Source organism: Campylobacter concisus (assembly GCF_902460845.1).
GTDB lineage: Bacteria > Campylobacterota > Campylobacteria > Campylobacterales > Campylobacteraceae > Campylobacter_A > Campylobacter_A concisus_X.
Window position 1 is genome coordinate 22,527 of sequence record NZ_CABPVS010000001.1, and the last position, 17,903, is coordinate 40,429.

Here is a 17,903-nt window from a genome sequence, read left to right on the forward strand (position 1 = left end):
TAAATAGGTCAAATTTTCTCTTTAAATTTTTATGAAATTTTAAACTTTAGCCACCAAAAATAGCCACTTTGAAATTTATCTCAAGTCGCTTTTATCTCTCTTTGGTTTTGCAAGAGTTGTTAGCACTATGACAAAAAAGGCGACGCCAAATGTGATATATAAAATGATCTTTGGCGAGTCATACTCTACCCTCGACCTTGCGACCTCTTCGCCGCTTGCCTCCACTAGCTCGCCGCGCTTTATCATATCGCTGATATCTTTTGCGCTAAGCTCTTTAGACGCTCTTGTTAAAATTTCTATGACGCTAGGACCCGCCACCTCATAAACGCTATGCTTTATGCCGTAAAATGGCTTTATCTTGCTAAAAAAATAGACCTTCTCGCCATTTGCATAAACTGCGCCATATTCGCCATCTTTTACCTGCCCTACTTCGCGCCAAGAGCTACTTGGGGCAAATTTATATAAAGAGACTGTTTGCGCCTCTAAGTGCCTGCCGTGCTTTGAGCGCCGACACTCTTCGCCTTGCTGCAAGAAATACGCTGAGCTCTCATCTATAAAAATGTCAGCATAGAGCCTTTTTAGCTCGCCTTTTAGCTGGTAGTCTGAAATTTTAGCTTGCTCGTTTTTGCTGCTATTCCAAAAGTAAATTCCATCTTTACTGGCAAAAAGAGGCCAAAACGAGTGCACGTTATCCACGCTATGAATGGCGCTATAAGGCATATTTTGAGCGCTAAATTTACGCTCATTTGCAAACGCCGCCCCACTTTTTGGCTCAAAAAGATATTCTATATCGTGCTTTGGGTCATAGCATATCTGGCGCACCTCATCTGTGTAGCCAGCATCAAGCTTATAAAAGCCTAAAAATAGGCTTTTGCCGTCTGTGTAATATCCGCTAGGAGCGCCGCTTTCTGTCGTGATGTATCTTAGCTCGTTAGTATCTGCGTCAAGCTTTTCGCCCTTGTAGTAAAGCGTAGCTCCGTCTCTTGCAAAGCCAGCGTCAAAGATAGGCTCTAAATTTGTGCTTTCGACCCTTTTTGTCCTGTAAAAATAAGGGCTATCATCGTAGCTTTTTATAAAAACGTGAACAAGGTTTTTCACAATGGCGCTAAATTCGCTAAATCCCGCCTCTTTCTCGCTTCTAGTAGCGCAATAATAGCTTACCTTGCCATCACTTAGATAGCCATTGCCAAGCACTTTGGTGCTGTTTGGATCAAGGCCAGGCAAAATTTCTCTAGCGCAATAGACATGATTTTTATCAGCTCCTACGTTTGAGTAATCATACGCGTGTTTTAGCTTTAAGACCCTAAAACTAGCCTCATCGACACCTTTTAGCTCATACTTGCCGCTGCCTGAAATTTGAACATAAATTTTACCCTCTGGTGAGCGGTAAAACTCACTATTATCAATATTTGCAAAGCCTCTTTGATACTCGCCCTCATGCCAGAGATAAAGCATCGCCAAAACAAAAAATAGCGTCAAGATAACTAAAAAATAAACAAATCTAATAGTAATTTTTCTCATTATCTATAATCATCCACCCTTTTTTTAAGCCCACTTTTTTGCTTTTTGTTTTTAAAAATAGCGCCAACTACCGAGACTATAAATGCAATGGCTAAAAATATCCAGTAGGCATATTTTTGCGAGTAATCATCAAAGTCGCTTATCGCATCGATCACCACCTCGCCCTCAGCTGGCACCATAGCGCCTTGATCTACCATTTTTACTATCTCATCAAGTTTTAAATTCTTAACATTTGGGCCATAAGGACGAGTGAGAATTTCAACCACACCAAGGTCGTTTATATCATAAATGCTGCTGTTAAAATACCAGCCGTAGCCGACGTTATCAAAATAATATGTCTTATCGCCGTTTGCATAAACCGCTCCGTAGCCATCGTTTCTTACAAGGCCGATCTTTCGCCACTGCTCTTTTGTATCAAGCCTTACGATAGACGTGTGGCGTGAGCTTAGGCTGTGATCATTTTTTGTGTTGTGCCAAATTTCATAGGTTTTTAGAAAATATGTCTTGCCGTCATTTATCACCACGTTGCCATATAGTGGCGTTATCTCGCCTTTAAATGGATCGTCGCCATCTCTTACAAACTCGCCTTCATCTATGCTGTTATACCACTGCCACTTTCGCTCCCAGTGATAGATACCGCCTTTGCTACGAAAGAGCGCATGATAGGAGTGCTCATCTTTTAGGTTAAAAAGTGGCTCGTATGGGGCAAATTTTGGGTCAAATTCGTGATCGTTTGCATAAACCATGCCAGAATTTGGCTCATAAAGATAGTGAATGCGCCATATCTCGCCGATATCACGCATTTGCGGGCTAAATTTGATCCCTAGTTTTGTGCTGTCATAATAGACATTTTCTCCGTCAGTCGTAAAATGCACGCTCTTTCTGCCAGATGCCTGCTCGATGTATCGCATTTTGCTCGCATTTGCGCCCTCTAGCTCTTTGCCCTCATGATAGACCTTTACTCCGTCGCTTGCATAGCCAAAGCCCAAGATCGCAGCTAAATTAGCGTTATCAACCTGTCTAAATTTATAGATATGAGTTTGCGCTTTAGGGGTATTAAACATTTTATGTGAGACGATATCCCAAAACTCTTTAAATGCAGATATTTCGAGGTTCGTCTCGCTTACGCTATCGCAAAAATATGTTATCTTGCCATCACCAAAGTAGCCATTGCCAAGCGCTCTAATGCCATTTGGATCAAGCCCACTCATCACGAGATTGCCACAATATACCGCCTCATCACTAGCGCCAACGTTTCTGTTGTCGTATTTGCCGGTGTCAATGTATCTAAATTTGCTGACCCTCACGCCTATTAGCTCAAATTTACCGCCGCTTGGCACCATGGCATAGACCTTGTCATCTTTGACGTAAAAAAAGCTATTATTTAACTCTTTACTATCACCAATGTCGTCATCTAAAATAGTAGCTAACCCAAAGATAAAAAAATAGATAGCAAAAAATATCACAACTATGGCAAGTAATGTGGTGATTAGCGGATGTTTTTTTAGCATTTTAGCCTCGTTTCAAACAAATTTAGCGACCTCATCATGGCGCAAAAACCTTTCATACATTTAAATTTCAAAGTACCTATCCAAATATAAAATATCTAAAAATTAAAAACCTAAAATATGCGGATTTACCCATCCAAAATAGAAAACAAGTGGCTGCTAATGTAATAATAAGCCTAATAATATTAAATTCCAACATAACCCCATAATAAATAAAGACTGACGCAATAAAGCATAAATAAAAATAACTAAGCATGAAGATCAAATTTTTAATCCTTGCAAAAAGTCCTGACTCTTCGCTGCTTTTTGCGATTAGCCTAATGGTCTCTATCTTATTTAAAAATCCAACCCTCTTATATTTTATATCGACTAGATCGCCTACTTCATATTTTTATATCTCTGGTGAAAACACCCCGCTAAATCTCTCTTTACCTATCAAAAGGCTCATACTTGTGGCTAAATTTTGCCTAACAACTCTTCTATTTAGCGCGCTTATCCTACCGATCTTTTTCAAGCTACTCGAGCTCCTCGGCGATCTCTAGCACTTCAAAATACTCATTTTCTAGGCTTTCAAGCTCGGCTTTTACCTTTTTTAGCTCTTCATAAAGCTTAGCAAGACCCACTTCTTGATAAATTTTAGGATCACTAAGCCCCTCGTTTAGCTCGGCTACCCTTGCTTCAAGGGTTGAAATTTTATCTGGATATGTGTTTAAAATTTGCGTTTGTTTATAACTTAGTTTTACGCCAGATTTACTCTTTTGTTTGGTTTCATTTTGGCTATTTGAGAGCTCTTTTTCAAATTTATCAAGCTCTTTCATCTCATCTTCAAGCTCCAAATAGACGCTATACTCTTCGTGCAAGACATTTATCTTCGTGCCCTCAAACGCCCAAAGCTTATTTGCCATCTTATCGACAAAATACCTATCGTGGCTAACGAGTAAGATAGCCCCCTCAAAGCTTTGCAAGTAGTCTTCTAAGATGTTTATAGTTGCGATATCAAGGTCGTTTGTTGGCTCGTCTAGCACCAGCACGTCGTAGGTTTTTGTAAAAAGAAGTGCAATCGCCACGCGGTTTTTCTCACCACCACTTAAAACGCCTATCTTTTTATCTAAAAATTCCTTTGGGAATAGAAAATTTTTAAGATAGCCATAAACATGCATATTTCGCCCACGAACCAGCACGTGATCGCCGCCATTTGGGCAAAATGTCTCGATAAGGCTTTTATCATCATCAAGGACATTTCTAGCTTGATCAAAGTAGCCGATGCTCACCTCGCCTCTTTTTATCTCGCCGCTACTTTGCTTTTCAAGTCCTAGCAAAATTTTAAGTAGCGTGCTCTTTCCACTGCCGTTTCGCCCCACAATGGCGATCCTCTCGCCTTGCAAAACTCTTGCGTCAAATTTCTCAAAAAGCACCTTGCCATCTATGCTTTTGCTTAAATTTTTAAACTCAAAGAGCATTTTTTTACGGTTTTGGCTTTGCGTTTGGTTGAAATTTTTACTTGCACGCTCCAGCTCAAGCCTCACGCGCCTTATCACACCTGGATTTTTCTTAGCCTCCTCGCGCATAGCAAGCACCCGCTCTTTTCTACCCTCATTTCGCTTTAGCCTAGCTTTTACGCCGCGCCTTAGCCACTCTTCTTCTGCCTTTAGCTGTTTTAGCAGCGTCTCATGCGACTTTGCAAGGCTTGCTAAAATCTCCTCTTTTTTGGTTAGATAGTTTGCATATCCGCCCTCGAAATTTTTTAAGCCCGTATCCTCGACCTCAACGCACCTAGTTGCCAGTGCATCGATAAAATACCTATCGTGGCTAATAAAAACTATGCTTTGATTTGAGCTTTTAAGCATATCTTCAAGAAATTTGACCATGTAAACATCAAGGTGGTTTGTCGGCTCATCAAGCAGCAAGACATCTGGCTTTTTAAGAATGAGTGCACCCAGTGCCACGCGTCTGATCTCGCCACCACTTAGCGAGCAAATGGGTCTATTTTCATACTCTTTTAGCTTAAATTCTTGCAAAATTCGCTCGATCTTGTACTCGATATTCCAGCCATCCTTTGCCTCTATAAATTTTAAAAGCCTCTCTTGCTCTTTTAAAATTTCTTTGTTCTCTGGATCATTTGCTAGTAAAACGCCGCTCTTTTCATATTCGCTTATCGCGTCAAATATCTCTTTTAGCTCGTTATTTAGTGCCTGCCTTACGGTAAAAGTTGCGTTAAAATTTGGAGTTTGAGCTAGCATCTCGACGCTTATTAAGTTTTGCACTATGCGTCTGCCACTATCTACTGCTATCTCGCCGGAGATGATCTTCATTAGCGTGCTTTTACCGCTGCCATTTTTACCGATGATCGCTATCTTTTCATTTTCATTTATACTAAAATTTACAGCGTTTAAAATCTCATTTGCGCCAAATTTTTTACTTACGTCTATCAGGTCGATTAATGCCATTTTTCTCTCATTTTTTAAATTTCTCGCGATTATATCAAAAGGGAGCTAAAACCTAATTTTGGCTATAATCGCCAAAATTTTTAAAATAATTAAGGAAAATTTAATGAACTTATCTATGAGAAAACTCGTAGTTCCGATATTTTTGGATATGTTTTTACACTTCATTACGCTTATTATCAACACCTACATGGTAACAAAAGTGAGTGTGCATCTAGTTGGTGCCATGGGTGCTGGCAATCAAGTGATGGATCTTTTTATGACTATTTTTAACTTCCTAAGCATTGGCTGTTCAGTCGTCGTCGCCCAAGCGCTGGGAGCTAAAAAGAACGATCTTGCTTCAAACGTCATACACGCAAGTATCACGTCAAATACGCTCTTTGGTATCTTCTCAGCTATCGTTATCTACGTCTTTGGCTACAACATATTAAATTTACTAAACGTGCCAAAAGAGCTTATAAATGATAGCTTCTCATATCTTCATATCCTTGGCTTTGCACTGCTTTTTGATGGCATCGGTATGGTGCTAGCTGCGGTGCTTCGTGTTTATAACCTAGCAACTGCTGTTATGCTAACTTCGGTTTTGATGAACGTAATTACGATTTTAGGCAATGCTATCTCCCTTTTTGGCTGGTTCAATCTACCAAATTTAGGACTACAAGGAGTTGCTATCTCGACACTTATTGGCAGACTAGTGGGCATTTTTGTGCTAGCTTATATGCTAAGTCAAAAGGCAAAAGTTAAAATTTATTTTAAAAAGCTACTTGTCGTGCCATTTGAAATTTTAAAGAAAATTCTCTCAATCGGCCTTCCAAGCGCAGGCGAAAATTTACTCTGGATGGCACAATACATGGTCGCTTTTGGCTTTGTGGCAAGCATGGGCGAGGCTAGCCTAAGCGTGCAGACTATTTACTTTCAGATTACGCTTCTTATCTTGCTTTGTGGAGCGAGTATCAGCGTGGCAAATGAGGTCATTGTAGGACATTTAGTTGGAGCAAGCGAGTTTAACGAGGCTTATACAAGGACATTTAGAGCACTAAGACTTGGAGTTTTTATAACACTAGTAGTCGTGCTTATAGCTTATGCACTAAAGCATCAAATCATGGACGCACTAAATTTAAATGAAAATTTACGTGCGATTATGCTACCACTTTTTACACTTTCGATATTTCTTGAAGCGGGCAGAACCTTTAACATTGTCATCGTAAATGCCCTTCGTGCAAGCGGCGACGCAAAATTTCCTCTTGCGACTGGCCTTATCTTCATGTGGGGGCTTTCACTGCCACTTGGATATTTTTTAGGTATCTATCTTGGTTGGGGGGTTATCGGCGTTTGGATAGGGTTTTGTGCTGATGAATGGCTAAGAGGCCTTGCAAATACGTGGCGTTGGAGAAGCAAAAAATGGCAAGAAAAACGCCTAGTTTAAAGCAAAAGAGCATAAATTTAGACTTTTATGGGCTAAGCGTTTTAATAAATTTTAAAACAAATGTAAAATCCATGCGTCTAAGAGTTGGCAATGACGCTAAAATCACGCTATCTATGCCATTTTACAGCACACAAAAGATGGCTCTTAGCTTTCTTGAGATGCATAAAATTTGGCTTGAAAATACTTACAAAAAAGCTCTTGCAAATTTACCAAAAGATGATGAAATGAAATTTCTTGGAGAAATTTACAAGATCAAATTTGATGAAAGCATAAAACAGCCATTTTTTGAAGACAAATTTATTATAACGCCAAATTTAAAGGCACTTGAACACTTTATAAAAACAAAGACAAAAGAGATATTTTTAGAGCTCATAAGCCATTTTGAGCCTTTTATTGATAGGCCGATTAACCGTATCGTCATACGAAATAGCAAAACTCGCTGGGGTAGCTGCAATCATAAAAAAGGCTATATAAACTTAAGTCTAAGGCTCATCGAAAAGCCCATCTCTGCCGTGAGCTACGTCGTTCTTCACGAGCTAACACACCTGCTCTATCCACATCATCAAAAAAGTTTTTACGATTTTATAGAAAAAATCATGCCTGATTATAGAAAGCAAGAGCAAATTTTAAAAGCGTAATTTATTTTCATCAAGTAAGTGTAAAAATTAATATGCTAAAATCGCATGTTAATTCACAAAAAGGAAATTTCAATGAAAAAAATGATTTTTATCTCAATCTTAGCCACTTGTGCTTTTTCAGGTAACTTTGAAGATGGCCTAAAGGCATATGGGAGCTCAAATTTTAAAGAAGCTTTGGCTAAATTTGAAGCAGGATGTTTGGCAAATGATGTAAAATCTTGCGTAAAAGTTGGAGCGATTTACCAACTAGGAAAAACAGCTCTACCTAATCCAAGCAAGGCCTTAGAGTACTATAACAAAGCTTGCGAAGCTGGTGAGGTTGAAGGTTGCTCGGCAGCTGGTGGACTTTATCTAAATACTGAGCCACAAAAAGCAAGAGAACTTTTTAATAAAGCTTGTGAGAAGAATGATGGATATTCTTGCGAGATGGTAGGTTCTATCTTGATAGAGGCTAAAGAATTTAAAAAAGCTTATGAATTTTTAGTAAAAGGCTGCGAATTAGGCGATAAGATGTCTTGCGAATTTGCAGGCGATCTAAGGCGCTCAAAACAACTATAATTTTTAGGCTTAAGAGCCTAAAAATTTCTTAAAACAAAAAAATCCAAAAAACACTTATTTTAAATAGAAATTACTCAAAGTATAAAGGTAGTCTAAAAATTTATATTAGAAATTTAGGCAAGAGTACTCTTGCCTAAGATTAGATTATTTTTATTTGATCAAGTGGTTTATCTTTAATGCCCCATTGAGTCATAAAAACAAATCCATAAAGTACAGCAGCTACGATATAAGCAGTGTATTCGTTTGGTATAAGATTAAATTTTGCACATATATTTGGTACAAGAGCTAGTGGCACAACAGGGATCAAAAGAATACGTTCCCAAATTCTAAGCTTTGTAACATAGTAACCTTGAAGTAAGCTTGAAAAAGCAAACATTCCCACGATCGCCATACCAAAGACAAGTAAAATTTCAAGTGGATTGCTCATCCAGACTATTCCTTTTGAATCAAGCGGGTCGCCCTCATTTACGCTTTCTATTAGCATAAGTTTGTTGTTAAAGAAAAATGCAAATGGCAAGATCGCCGTTCTTAGATCATAAAAGAATCCTTGAACACCAACGGTTATAGGATTTGCTTTGGCGATACCAGCTGCTGCATAAGCTGCGATACCAACTGGTGGCGTGTCATCAGCTAAAATTCCAAAGTAAAAGACAAAAAGATGCACAGCAATGGCTGGAATTAAAAAGCCATTTTTGTGCGCCAAAAATAAAATAACAGGTGCCACAAGGCTTGAAACTACGATGTAGTTTGCTGTTGTTGGAAGGCCCATTCCTAGTATAAGTGACATCATCGCAGTAAGAAGCAATATCATAACTATATTATCACCAGCAAGTAACTCAACTAAATCTGAAAGTACTTGGCCAAGGCCAGTTAAAGAGATAGAGCCCACGATAATACCTGCAAGTGCGGTTGCAATGGCGATCGTTGTCATACTTTTTGCGGCTGCAACCATCGCCCAAAATATATCTTCAAAGCCTATTAACACATCATTTATTCCAACTTTTTCGCCAATTGCTAGTTTTTTAACCGGCTCTTGAAAGATCATTATTAAAAATAAAAATCCAATAGCATTAAATGCTGCAGCGATGGCTGACTCTTTTGCGATTAATAGCGTATAAAGCAAAATCAAAATCGGAGTTATATAGTGAAGTCCACTTACAAAAATTTTAAATCTTGAGTGAAATTCGCTTTGATTTATACCTTTTAAGCCAAGCTTCACACTCTCTAAATGAACAATAAAAAATAGTGACAAATAGCAAGCAAAAGCTGGAATTACCGCTGCCATCATAACATTTGTATATGTCATGCCCAAAAACTCAGCGATGATAAAGGCAGCTGCGCCCATGATCGGAGGCATAAGCTGTCCATTTACGCCAGCAGCAACCTCGATGGCTCCAGCTTTTGTGCGTGAAAGACCGGCTTTTTTCATAAGTGGTATGGTAAATGTACCAACTGTTACGACGTTTGCTGTTGAGCTACCTGAGACCATGCCAGTTAGGCCACTTGCGATGACTGAAGCCTTAGCTGGGCCGCCTCTATATTTGCCAAGAAGTGAGAAGGCTAAATTTATGAAGTATTGTCCAGCACCTGCTCGCTCTAACAATGAACCAAAAAGAACAAAAAGGTAGATAAAACTAACACTAACTCCAATAGGCACACCAAAGATGCCCTCAGTCGTCAAAAACATATGGCCTGCGATCTTTTCAAAGCTGGCACCCTGATGAGCGATGATGTCTGGCATATAAGGACCAAAGTGATCATATATCAAAAATAATATACAAATAATTGGAAGTGCTGGCCCCATGACACGCCTGCCAGCCTCAAGCAAGACAATGATCGCCAAAAATGATATGACGATATCTTGCGTGATGTAGTCCCCTGTCCTATCAGCTAGTTCATAAAAATAAACCGCTGGATAAAGTACGGCAACAACGCCTACCACACAAAAGACCAGATCGTAAAATGGCAAACTAGAATGTGCCTTTTTATGAAAAGTGACTGGATAAAGCAAAAATACAAGCCCAACCGCAAAGGCTAAGTGTATTGAGCGCGAAATATTTGTATTAAGCGGAAAATAAGCTATATAAAGCTGAAAAACTGACCAAGAAAAGCATACAATCGCAATAAAATAGTTGTAAAAATTGCTATTTATCTCCCTTGTTTTTACCTCGACAAATTGTTCTTCGTTGTCTTTGACTTCGTTCATCTCTCTCCTTTAAAATTTAAATATATAAATTTAAAAGAATTTGCATATTTAAATTTTATCCAGAGGCAAAAGCCCCTGGAAATGGATTATTTTAAAATACCAGCCTCTTTAAATGCAGCTTCTGCAGCTGGGTGAAGCGGAGCTGAAAGACCTTGAACAAGATCTTCTTTATTTACTGATTTTAGCGCTGGGTGAAGAGTTTTATACTCATCAAAGTTGTCTAAAATAGCTTTTATCACAGCCTTTACAGCCTCATCTTTTGTATCTTTATTAGTTACCAAAACAGCTTTTACACCGATAGTATTTACGTCGTGATCAACGCCATCATATGAACCTTTTGGTATCACACCTTTTGCGAAGTATGGCTTATCTGCAAGAAGTTTGTCGATCTCGCTACCTTCGATATTTAGGATATCAATAGGCAAAGATGTCGCAGCGTCAGTGATGTTTGCAGTTGGGTGGCCGACAACAAAGCTATATCCGTCTATCTTTTTATCTTTTAGTGCGTGTGGGCATTCGCCAACTGTTAAAACGCCGCGATATCCTAGTTTTGAAACATCAAAGCCTTTTGCTTTAAAGACTTCAAGCGTGCTCACTTCGTTGCCACTGCCTGGGTTTCCGACGTTGTATTTTTTGCCTGCAAATGAAGCAATATCACTTGTTAGACCGCTATCTTTTGCTACAACAAATGCAAGAAGCTCTGGATAGATCGCTACTACTGAGCGTAAATTTTCATCTTTTGCTCCGTCAAATTTGCCAGTGCCGTTAAATTTATCATAAACGACATCACTTTGAACAAAGCCAAATGTAAGCTCTTTTTTGAGGACGTTATTTACGTTATAAACTGAGCCGCCAGTTGATTGAACAGAGCATTTTACATCGGTGTTTTTGTTTGCCAAGCGGCAGATCGCTCCACCTATCGGATAGTACGTGCCTGTCATGCCGCCAGTGCCGATACTGATAAATTCTTTTGCTGAAAGTGTTGTTGCTAAAAGCAAGCCAGCAAGTGCCAAAGAAGTAGTTTTCATCTAAGATCCTTTCAAGAAATTTAAGGCTATTTTATTCTATAAATTTAGCTTTTTACCTTATTTAATATGATATTTTTATGCCGTTTTGGTAAAGTTGCAACCATTCTACACAATCAAGACTTAAAAAAATATTTTCTTAAGATTAAATTTATATTTCTTTATTAGTCAAAATAAATTTGATAAACCGGCTATTTAAATATCATTTTTTATTGTATAATCCATCGCAGTTCTAAGTTTTAGAAAAACTGTTGCAAATTTACAACATAACCAATAGCTTTTACAAATGTTAACAACAATCAAATTTTGGAGGTTTTTATGAAAAAATCACTTATGTTGGCTGCTTCTATGCTGCTTTTATCTTTAAATTTCGCTTCAGGTGCGGACGAAAAAACGCAAGTTAGCTTTAGTGGCTCATCTACGCTAGCTCCAGTCATCGCTAAAATTTCAACTGATTTTATCGAAAAATACGAGACTTGGGATAAAGTAGATAGCGCATTGCCAAACAAAAATATTACTATTTTTGTCTCAGCTGGCGGCTCTGGTGCTGGTGTAAAAGCTGTGCTTGATCATGTCGCTGACTTTGGCATGCTAGCTCGCGACGTAAAAGATAGCGAAAAAGCAAAGATCAAAGACATGAAAGCCTATACGCTTGGCATAGACGCACTTTGCGTGGCTGTAAACCCAGAAAATGAGGTGATAAAGCTAAAGGGCGGAAATTTGAGTAAAGATGAGATTATCAAAATTTTCTCAGGCGAGTACAAAAAGTGGATCGATCTTGACAAATCCCTACCAAATGACGAAATAGTCGTAGTTACAAGAGATCTTGGTGGCGGTGCTCACGAGGTATTTCAAAAAAAGATCATGAAAGATATCAAAGTTAGCAAAAACGTCATCCAGTCACCATCAATGGGCGCACTTGTCTCAAAAATAATCGAAAATAAAAACGCTATTGGCTACGCATCTTTTGGCATCACAAACCAAAACAAAGGCAAGCTAATACCGCTAAACGTTGACGGCGTCGAGCCAACTGTTAAAAACATAGTTGATGGCAAATACTACATCTCTCGCCCGCTCATCATCGTAAAAAGTGGCGATCTAAGCAAGAGTGAGCAAATTTTTGTTGATGTGCTAAATTCAGCCGAAGGTCAAAAGACTATCGAAAAAATGGGATTTATACCAGTAAAATAGCCAATGATAGGGCAAATTTTTAAAGGTGGGGTATATGCTTTCACACTTTTATCCGCCATGCTTTTGCTTTTACTCGTGGGGTTTTTGCTGCTAAATTCCACGAGTTTTTTTGCAGAAGTAAGTCTCTTTGACTTCTTACTAAATGGCGACTGGGACGTTAGCACGGAGCCATTTAGCTTTGGGCTTTTTAATATCCTAGTCGCAAATTTCGCAGTTGCATTTCTAGCTTGCATATTTTCATTTTTCATCTCCCTTGGCGTTACTATCTTTATCTGCTTTTTTGCGAGTGCTTGGCTTAGGCATGTGCTAGACTGGATGATAAGAATTTTAGCTGGTATACCCTCGATCATTTACGGATTTTTTGCACTTTACACGGTTGTAAAAATTTTAGAGTCAGGACTAAAAATGTCCGCTGGAGAGTCAGTTTTGGCGGCTAGTCTCATCCTTAGCATCATGATCCTGCCATTTTTTACATCACACCTGCTTCAAAGTGTAGATCTGTTAAAGCAAAATTTCAAAACAAACTCAGATGCGCTTGGCGTAAGCACTGGATATTTTATACGTAAGATCATTTTTAGAAAGTCAATAAGAGCTAGCATTTCAGGCTTTATACTCGCATTTTCAAGGGCAGCTGGCGAGACGATGGCTGTGATGATGGTCATAGGCAACACCCCGCTTTTTCCGCACCTGCTCTCAAAAGCTCAGACCATACCATCTCTAATAGCCCTTGAAATGGGCATGAGCGAGGCTGGCAGCCTGCACTATCACGCTCTTATTGCAAGCGGATTTATCCTGCTTGTTTTTATATTTATGCTAAATATTTTTATCTTTAAATTTGAGAAAAACAATGAACGCTTTTAAAGATCATCTAGTCAAATTTTATGCCTATCTTTGCGTATTTATAGTGGTTGCGGTGATATTTTGGATATTTTATTTCATCTTTGCAAATGGCATCTCTCAGATAAATTTAGACTTTCTAACCAAAAATCCACAAGGTTTAAATTTAGGTGAGAGTGGTGGCATAAGAGATGCCATCATAGGCTCATTTTTGCTGATGATCCTATCTATGATATTTTCCGCGCTCCTTGGCGTTAGCTGCGCCATTTATAGGCAAATTTACTGCACTTCTAGCACGATCAAGCTCGGCCTTAAATTTATCATCCAAACGATGGCTTCTATTCCTTCTATCTTGCTTGGGATGTTTGTTTATGGGCTTTTTATCGTTAGTCTTGATATCCCCAAAAGCCTGCTAACAGCTAGCATTACGCTTGCTTTGATGGTCTTTCCATTTGTTGAAGTAAGCGTTGAAAAGGTGATCTCACAGATCGATGAGAAGATGTTAAGAGATAGCTTCGCGCTTGGCGTTGATAAAAATTTCATGGCTAGAAAGCTAGTTTTGCCAACCATTAGAAAAAATATCATATCGATCTTGATTCTTGCTGGCAGCTACGCCATAGGAGCCACCGCGCCGCTACTTTTAACTGGAGTCGTCTTCATGGCAAAGGCAGAAGGCCTGCTCTCGCCAGTCATGGCACTGCCTTTTCACCTGCACATGCTCTTAAGCCAGTCAGTCGCAACGCAAAATGCCTACGCCACGGCGCTCGTGCTCATTTTTATACTGATCATTTTACACCTGCTTTCAGCCGTAGTTTTATTTGATATAGGAGAGAAAATTGCCAAATATTTTAAACATAAAAGATCTTAGTATCTTTTACCAAGACAATGAAATTTTAAAAGATCTAAATCTTAGCGTCGCCGAAAACGAGATCATCTGCCTAATGGGTAGCTCAGGATGTGGTAAATCGACATTTCTATCAGCGCTAAATGGCTTTTTGGAGCAAAAGGGCGGTAGATATAGCGGAGAGATATTATTTAAAGGTGAAAATATCAAAAGCAAAGACGAAATTTGGCTAAGACGAAAGCTAGCCATACTCTTTCAAGACGCCACGCTCTTTCCCTTTAGCGTCGAGAGAAATTTAACCTATGCGATGGAATTTTATGAGGGCAACATAAAAGATAAGCAAAAAAGAGTAGAAGAGCTGCTCAAAAGCGTAAATTTGCTAGATGAGATAAGTGACCTAGATATGCCAGCTAGCAAACTTTCAGGCGGTCAAAAGCAAAGACTTTGCATCGCAAGGATGCTAACTACAAAGCCTGAAGTGCTCATGCTTGACGAGCCTTGCTCATCACTTGATATGAAAAATGTCTTGATCATAGAAGATCTTTTAAAAAGCCTGTCGCAAAGATATACGATCATCATCACCACGCACAATGAAGAGCAGGCAAAAAGGCTTGGCGGCAGGATAGTCCGCATAGTGGATAAGAAATTTGCATTTTAAAAGAGCTAGAAATTCTAGCTCCAAATTTAGTCGATAAATCTTTTTGTGATATTTGCGTAGGCATCGATCCTGCGGTCTCTTAAAAATGGCCAAATTCTGCGAACTTCTTCGCTTCTTTTCATGTCTATCTCAACGATCTTGCATAGCTCATCTGTGCTATTTGCACGGAAAAGCTGCTCGCCTTGCGGCCCGTAAACAAAGCTATTTCCCCAAAACTTAATCCCATCCATCACGCCACTATCATCTTTTTCAAAGCCCACGCGATTTACTGCGACCACTGGCAGGCCATTTGCCACGCTGTGACCTCTTTGCACTGCCACCCACGCTTCAAGCTGCCTTGATTTTTCATCATCACTATCGCCCTCAAACCAGCCAATAGCCGTTGGATAGATGAGAATTTTCGCCCCTTTTAGCGCCATGAGCCTTGCAGCCTCAGGATACCACTGATCCCAACACACCAAAACGCCAAGCTTGCCAAGGCTCGTCTCAATAGGCTCAAAGCCGATATCGCCTGGCGTAAAGTAAAATTTCTCGTAAAATCCAGGGTCATCAGGGATGTGCATTTTTCGGTATTTGCCAGCCACGCTGCCATCACGCTCGAAGACAAAGGCGGTGTTGTGATAAAGTCCGTCAGCCCTCTTTTCAAAGAGTGAAGTGACCAAAACTACGCCGTTTTCTTTTACCACCCTGCCCCAAAAAGCGACATCTTCTTGCCAGTCATTTGCGTGATCAAAGAAATTTGTATCCTCGCTTTGGCAAAAGTACTGCGTCTGGTGCAGCTCTTGACAGACCACGAGATCAGCGCCACCTTTTTTTGCCTCTGCGATTAGCTCGAGTGTCTTTGCTATGGTCGCCTCTTTTGTCCCTTTAAATTCTTGTTGAAGTAGTGCTACTTTCATCTCATTTCCCTTCTTTGTCGTTGTATGGGTCTAAATGTGTGGTTATCTGCCACGAATAATCCCTAAATTTCTCTCTTATCTCAGCTTCAAGCGAGTCGGCCACTTCGTGCGCGTCGTAAAGCGAGATGTCTTTGTCAAAAACTAAATGCAGCGTTAAAAATATGGTATTTGCGCTCTGTCTTGTGTTTAGGTAGTGAAAGTCTGAAACCCTCTTCTTTGCCTTTATCATCTTGATGATCCCCTCTGTGACCTCAGGGCTTACTGCGTGATCTAGCAAGACACCAAGGGCGTCTTTGCCAAGGCTTATCGCACTTTGAGCGATGTAGCCACTTATCACGATACCAAAGATCGCATCTATCATCACAAATCCGCTAAATTTAATGATAAGCAGCGAGATGATGACTGCAAGGTTGCTAAAAAGGTCTATTTTATAGTGCAGCGCGTCTGCTTTTATGATAAGGTTTCCACTTTTTTTAGAAATTTGGTTTAAAAATAGCACCAAACATAGCGTCACAACTACCGAAAATACCATCACGCCGAGGCTTAAGCCAAGGTCTATCTCTAAATTTGGCTCGCTAAATTTCTTAACGCTCTCATAAAAAATATATCCAGCCGCTGCCACGATGATGATGCACTCAAATAGCGCTGCTAACGCCTCTAGCTTTGTGTAGCCAAAGTTAAATCTCTCATCGGCTTGCTTTCTTGACTTTCTAAGCGCAAATAAATTTAAAAGCGAGACTATAAAATCAAGCATTGAATCAATCGCCGAGCCAAGCACAGCGACTGAGCCGCTAAAAAGTCCAGCTGTAAATTTTACAAGTGCGAGCAAAAAAGCGCATGCTCCAGCTGCGATAACAGCCTTATTTTCGCCCTGCGTGCACTCCTGCTTATTTATGCGGTTAAACTCATAATCAAACGGACTTGACAAAGTTAAGACCTTTTGTATCTATTTTGGCTTGAGCAGTGAAGCGAGCCATTTTGACGCACAAAAACTAGCGAATTTACACCGATGATCTTTCTATCTGGCAGTGCCTTGGCTAGTAAATTTAGCACCTTTTTATCGTTTTCGTCATTATATGTTGGCACGATTAGCGCACCATTTATAAAGATAAAATTTGCGTATGTGCAGCCAAGCCTTTTACCATCATAAAATTTAGACTTAGGAAGCGGCAGAGCAAGTAGCTTAAAGCCAGTTTTTTTAAGCTCATCCTCCATCCTTTTTAGCTCGCTAAAGTGCTCATCGCTCTTGTCATCACAAGCTGCGTAAGCGATAGTATCAGGTGTGATAAAACGCGCTAAAGTGTCGATGTGGCTATCTGTGTCATCACCTCTTATAAAGCCATTTTCAAGCCAGATGATACGCTTTAGGCCAAATAAATTTTTTAGCTTCTCCTCGATTTGCTCTTTGCTTAGAGAGGAATTTCTATTTTCATTTAGCAGGCATTTTGTGGTGGTTAAAAGCACACCATCTCCGTTAAACTCGACGCTTCCGCCCTCTAGTATCATATCAACTGGCTCAAGCTTGGTTTTGTAAATTTTAGCTAGCTCTAAATTTATCGCATCATCTTTTGAACTCTTAAATTTACCGCCCCAAGCGTTAAATTTAAAGTCATAGCTCTTTACGCCGTCTTTGGTGCAAACGTCGATCATACCGTAGTCTCTGATCCAAGTATCATCAGTATCAAGCTTAACAAACTCAACATTTTTAAATTTCTTAAACCTAGAAAAATTTGCCTCATCAGGGCAGATGAGCACTACCTTTTCAAACGGCGTAATAGCAGCCACTAGCTCTTCATAACTAGCTAAAATCTCCTCTAAATAAGGCTCCCAGTCGCTCTTACTATGTGGCAGCGACAAAAACAAAAGCTCCTGCTCTTCCCACTCTGCGTAAGCTCTCACGCTCTCTCCTTATAAATTTTATAAATTCCATAAATCGTAATGAATATCCAAAAGACCTCTATCAAAAATGAACCGAGGTTAAAGTGCACAAAAAGCGAGATGATAAGTAGCACCGCACCTGCTAAATTTATTATCTGATAGGCTAGATCGCGGCTATTTAGGTGGCCGATCTGAAGTAAAAAGTAGCCCATCACGATACAAATCATCCCTAAAAAGCCGATGATCTGAAAAAGATCGATCAAATTTTAT

At 39.6% G+C, this 17,903-nt stretch carries 17 protein-coding genes; 7 read left to right on the forward strand and 10 right to left on the reverse strand.

Annotated features, from left to right (window positions below; all coding sequences use genetic code 11):
* Positions 1 to 75: 75 nt before the first annotated feature.
* The 4 genes from F3H00_RS00130 to abc-f all read right to left on the reverse strand — a co-directional run bounded on the left by F3H00_RS00130 (position 76) and on the right by abc-f (position 5,476).
* Positions 76 to 1,521, reverse strand: coding sequence for a DKNYY domain-containing protein (locus F3H00_RS00130; RefSeq protein ID WP_148798929.1), 1,446 nt, complete (start codon positions 1,519 to 1,521; stop codon positions 76 to 78).
* Positions 1,521 to 3,032 (reverse strand): DKNYY domain-containing protein, encoded by a 1,512-nt coding sequence (locus F3H00_RS00135; RefSeq protein WP_148798927.1) that lies wholly within the window; start codon positions 3,030 to 3,032, stop codon positions 1,521 to 1,523. Before F3H00_RS00135 ends, F3H00_RS00130 begins: the two co-directional genes overlap by 1 nt.
* 388 nt (positions 3,033 to 3,420) lie before the next feature.
* On the reverse strand, positions 3,421 to 3,543 hold the full coding sequence (locus tag F3H00_RS10675) for a hypothetical protein (RefSeq protein ID WP_262367345.1): 123 nt from the start codon (positions 3,541 to 3,543) through the stop codon (positions 3,421 to 3,423).
* Between the two features lies 1 nt (position 3,544).
* Positions 3,545 to 5,476: a ribosomal protection-like ABC-F family protein gene (abc-f, locus tag F3H00_RS00145; RefSeq protein WP_149703644.1), complete on the reverse strand. Its 1,932-nt coding sequence runs from the start codon at positions 5,474 to 5,476 to the stop codon at positions 3,545 to 3,547.
* Between the two features lie 103 nt (positions 5,477 to 5,579).
* Between abc-f and F3H00_RS00150 the strand changes: the two genes are divergently transcribed.
* The 3 genes from F3H00_RS00150 (at position 5,580) to F3H00_RS00160 (ending at position 8,095) form a co-directional block, all read left to right on the forward strand.
* Positions 5,580 to 6,899 (forward strand): MATE family efflux transporter, encoded by a 1,320-nt coding sequence (locus tag F3H00_RS00150; protein WP_148798922.1) that lies wholly within the window; start codon positions 5,580 to 5,582, stop codon positions 6,897 to 6,899.
* Positions 6,875 to 7,537 (forward strand): M48 family metallopeptidase, encoded by a 663-nt coding sequence (locus tag F3H00_RS00155; RefSeq protein ID WP_187424081.1) that lies wholly within the window; start codon positions 6,875 to 6,877, stop codon positions 7,535 to 7,537. The genes F3H00_RS00150 and F3H00_RS00155 overlap by 25 nt, the downstream gene beginning before the upstream one ends.
* A 72-nt stretch (positions 7,538 to 7,609) precedes the next feature.
* Positions 7,610 to 8,095 (forward strand): tetratricopeptide repeat protein, encoded by a 486-nt coding sequence (locus F3H00_RS00160; RefSeq protein ID WP_148798921.1) that lies wholly within the window; start codon positions 7,610 to 7,612, stop codon positions 8,093 to 8,095.
* Positions 8,096 to 8,234: 139 nt separating this feature from the next.
* Here F3H00_RS00160 and F3H00_RS00165 read toward each other — a convergent pair whose 3' ends face one another.
* Both F3H00_RS00165 and F3H00_RS00170 read right to left on the reverse strand, forming a co-directional pair.
* Positions 8,235 to 10,301 (reverse strand): TRAP transporter permease, encoded by a 2,067-nt coding sequence (locus F3H00_RS00165; protein ID WP_148798919.1) that lies wholly within the window; start codon positions 10,299 to 10,301, stop codon positions 8,235 to 8,237.
* 86 nt (positions 10,302 to 10,387) lie between these two features.
* Complete coding sequence (locus F3H00_RS00170) at positions 10,388 to 11,329, reverse strand: TAXI family TRAP transporter solute-binding subunit (protein WP_148798917.1); 942 nt, start codon at positions 11,327 to 11,329, stop codon at positions 10,388 to 10,390.
* Between the two features lie 315 nt (positions 11,330 to 11,644).
* Between F3H00_RS00170 and F3H00_RS00175 the strand changes: the two genes are divergently transcribed.
* The 4 genes from F3H00_RS00175 to F3H00_RS00190 are packed head-to-tail and all read left to right on the forward strand — an operon-like array spanning position 11,645 to position 14,856.
* Positions 11,645 to 12,517, forward strand: a complete 873-nt coding sequence (locus F3H00_RS00175; protein WP_148798915.1) for a phosphate ABC transporter substrate-binding protein — start codon at positions 11,645 to 11,647, stop codon at positions 12,515 to 12,517.
* 3 nt (positions 12,518 to 12,520) lie between these two features.
* A complete protein-coding gene (pstC, locus tag F3H00_RS00180; RefSeq protein WP_148798913.1) occupies positions 12,521 to 13,378 on the forward strand; it encodes a phosphate ABC transporter permease subunit PstC in 858 nt (285 codons plus the stop codon).
* A complete protein-coding gene (locus F3H00_RS00185; protein ID WP_148798911.1) occupies positions 13,365 to 14,222 on the forward strand; it encodes a PstA family ABC transporter permease in 858 nt (285 codons plus the stop codon). The genes pstC and F3H00_RS00185 overlap by 14 nt, the downstream gene beginning before the upstream one ends.
* The gene (locus F3H00_RS00190) at positions 14,191 to 14,856 is read left to right on the forward strand and encodes a phosphate ABC transporter ATP-binding protein (protein ID WP_148798909.1); all 666 of its coding nucleotides are present in this window, start codon (positions 14,191 to 14,193) and stop codon (positions 14,854 to 14,856) included. The genes F3H00_RS00185 and F3H00_RS00190 overlap by 32 nt, the downstream gene beginning before the upstream one ends.
* A gap of 26 nt (positions 14,857 to 14,882) precedes the next feature.
* Here the strand turns inward: F3H00_RS00190 and F3H00_RS00195 are convergent, their stop codons facing one another.
* The 4 genes from F3H00_RS00195 to F3H00_RS00210 are packed head-to-tail and all read right to left on the reverse strand — an operon-like array spanning position 14,883 to position 17,896.
* Entirely contained in the window at positions 14,883 to 15,755 is an 873-nt protein-coding gene (locus F3H00_RS00195; RefSeq protein ID WP_148798907.1) for a carbon-nitrogen hydrolase, read from the reverse strand.
* A gap of 1 nt (position 15,756) precedes the next feature.
* Complete coding sequence (locus F3H00_RS00200) at positions 15,757 to 16,683, reverse strand: cation diffusion facilitator family transporter (protein WP_148798905.1); 927 nt, start codon at positions 16,681 to 16,683, stop codon at positions 15,757 to 15,759.
* 2 nt (positions 16,684 to 16,685) lie between these two features.
* Positions 16,686 to 17,654, reverse strand: a complete 969-nt coding sequence (locus F3H00_RS00205; protein WP_148798903.1) for an agmatine deiminase family protein — start codon at positions 17,652 to 17,654, stop codon at positions 16,686 to 16,688.
* The gene (locus F3H00_RS00210; RefSeq protein WP_149703645.1) at positions 17,651 to 17,896 is read right to left on the reverse strand and encodes a CBU_0592 family membrane protein; all 246 of its coding nucleotides are present in this window, start codon (positions 17,894 to 17,896) and stop codon (positions 17,651 to 17,653) included. Before F3H00_RS00210 ends, F3H00_RS00205 begins: the two co-directional genes overlap by 4 nt.
* Positions 17,897 to 17,903: the final 7 nt, after the last annotated feature.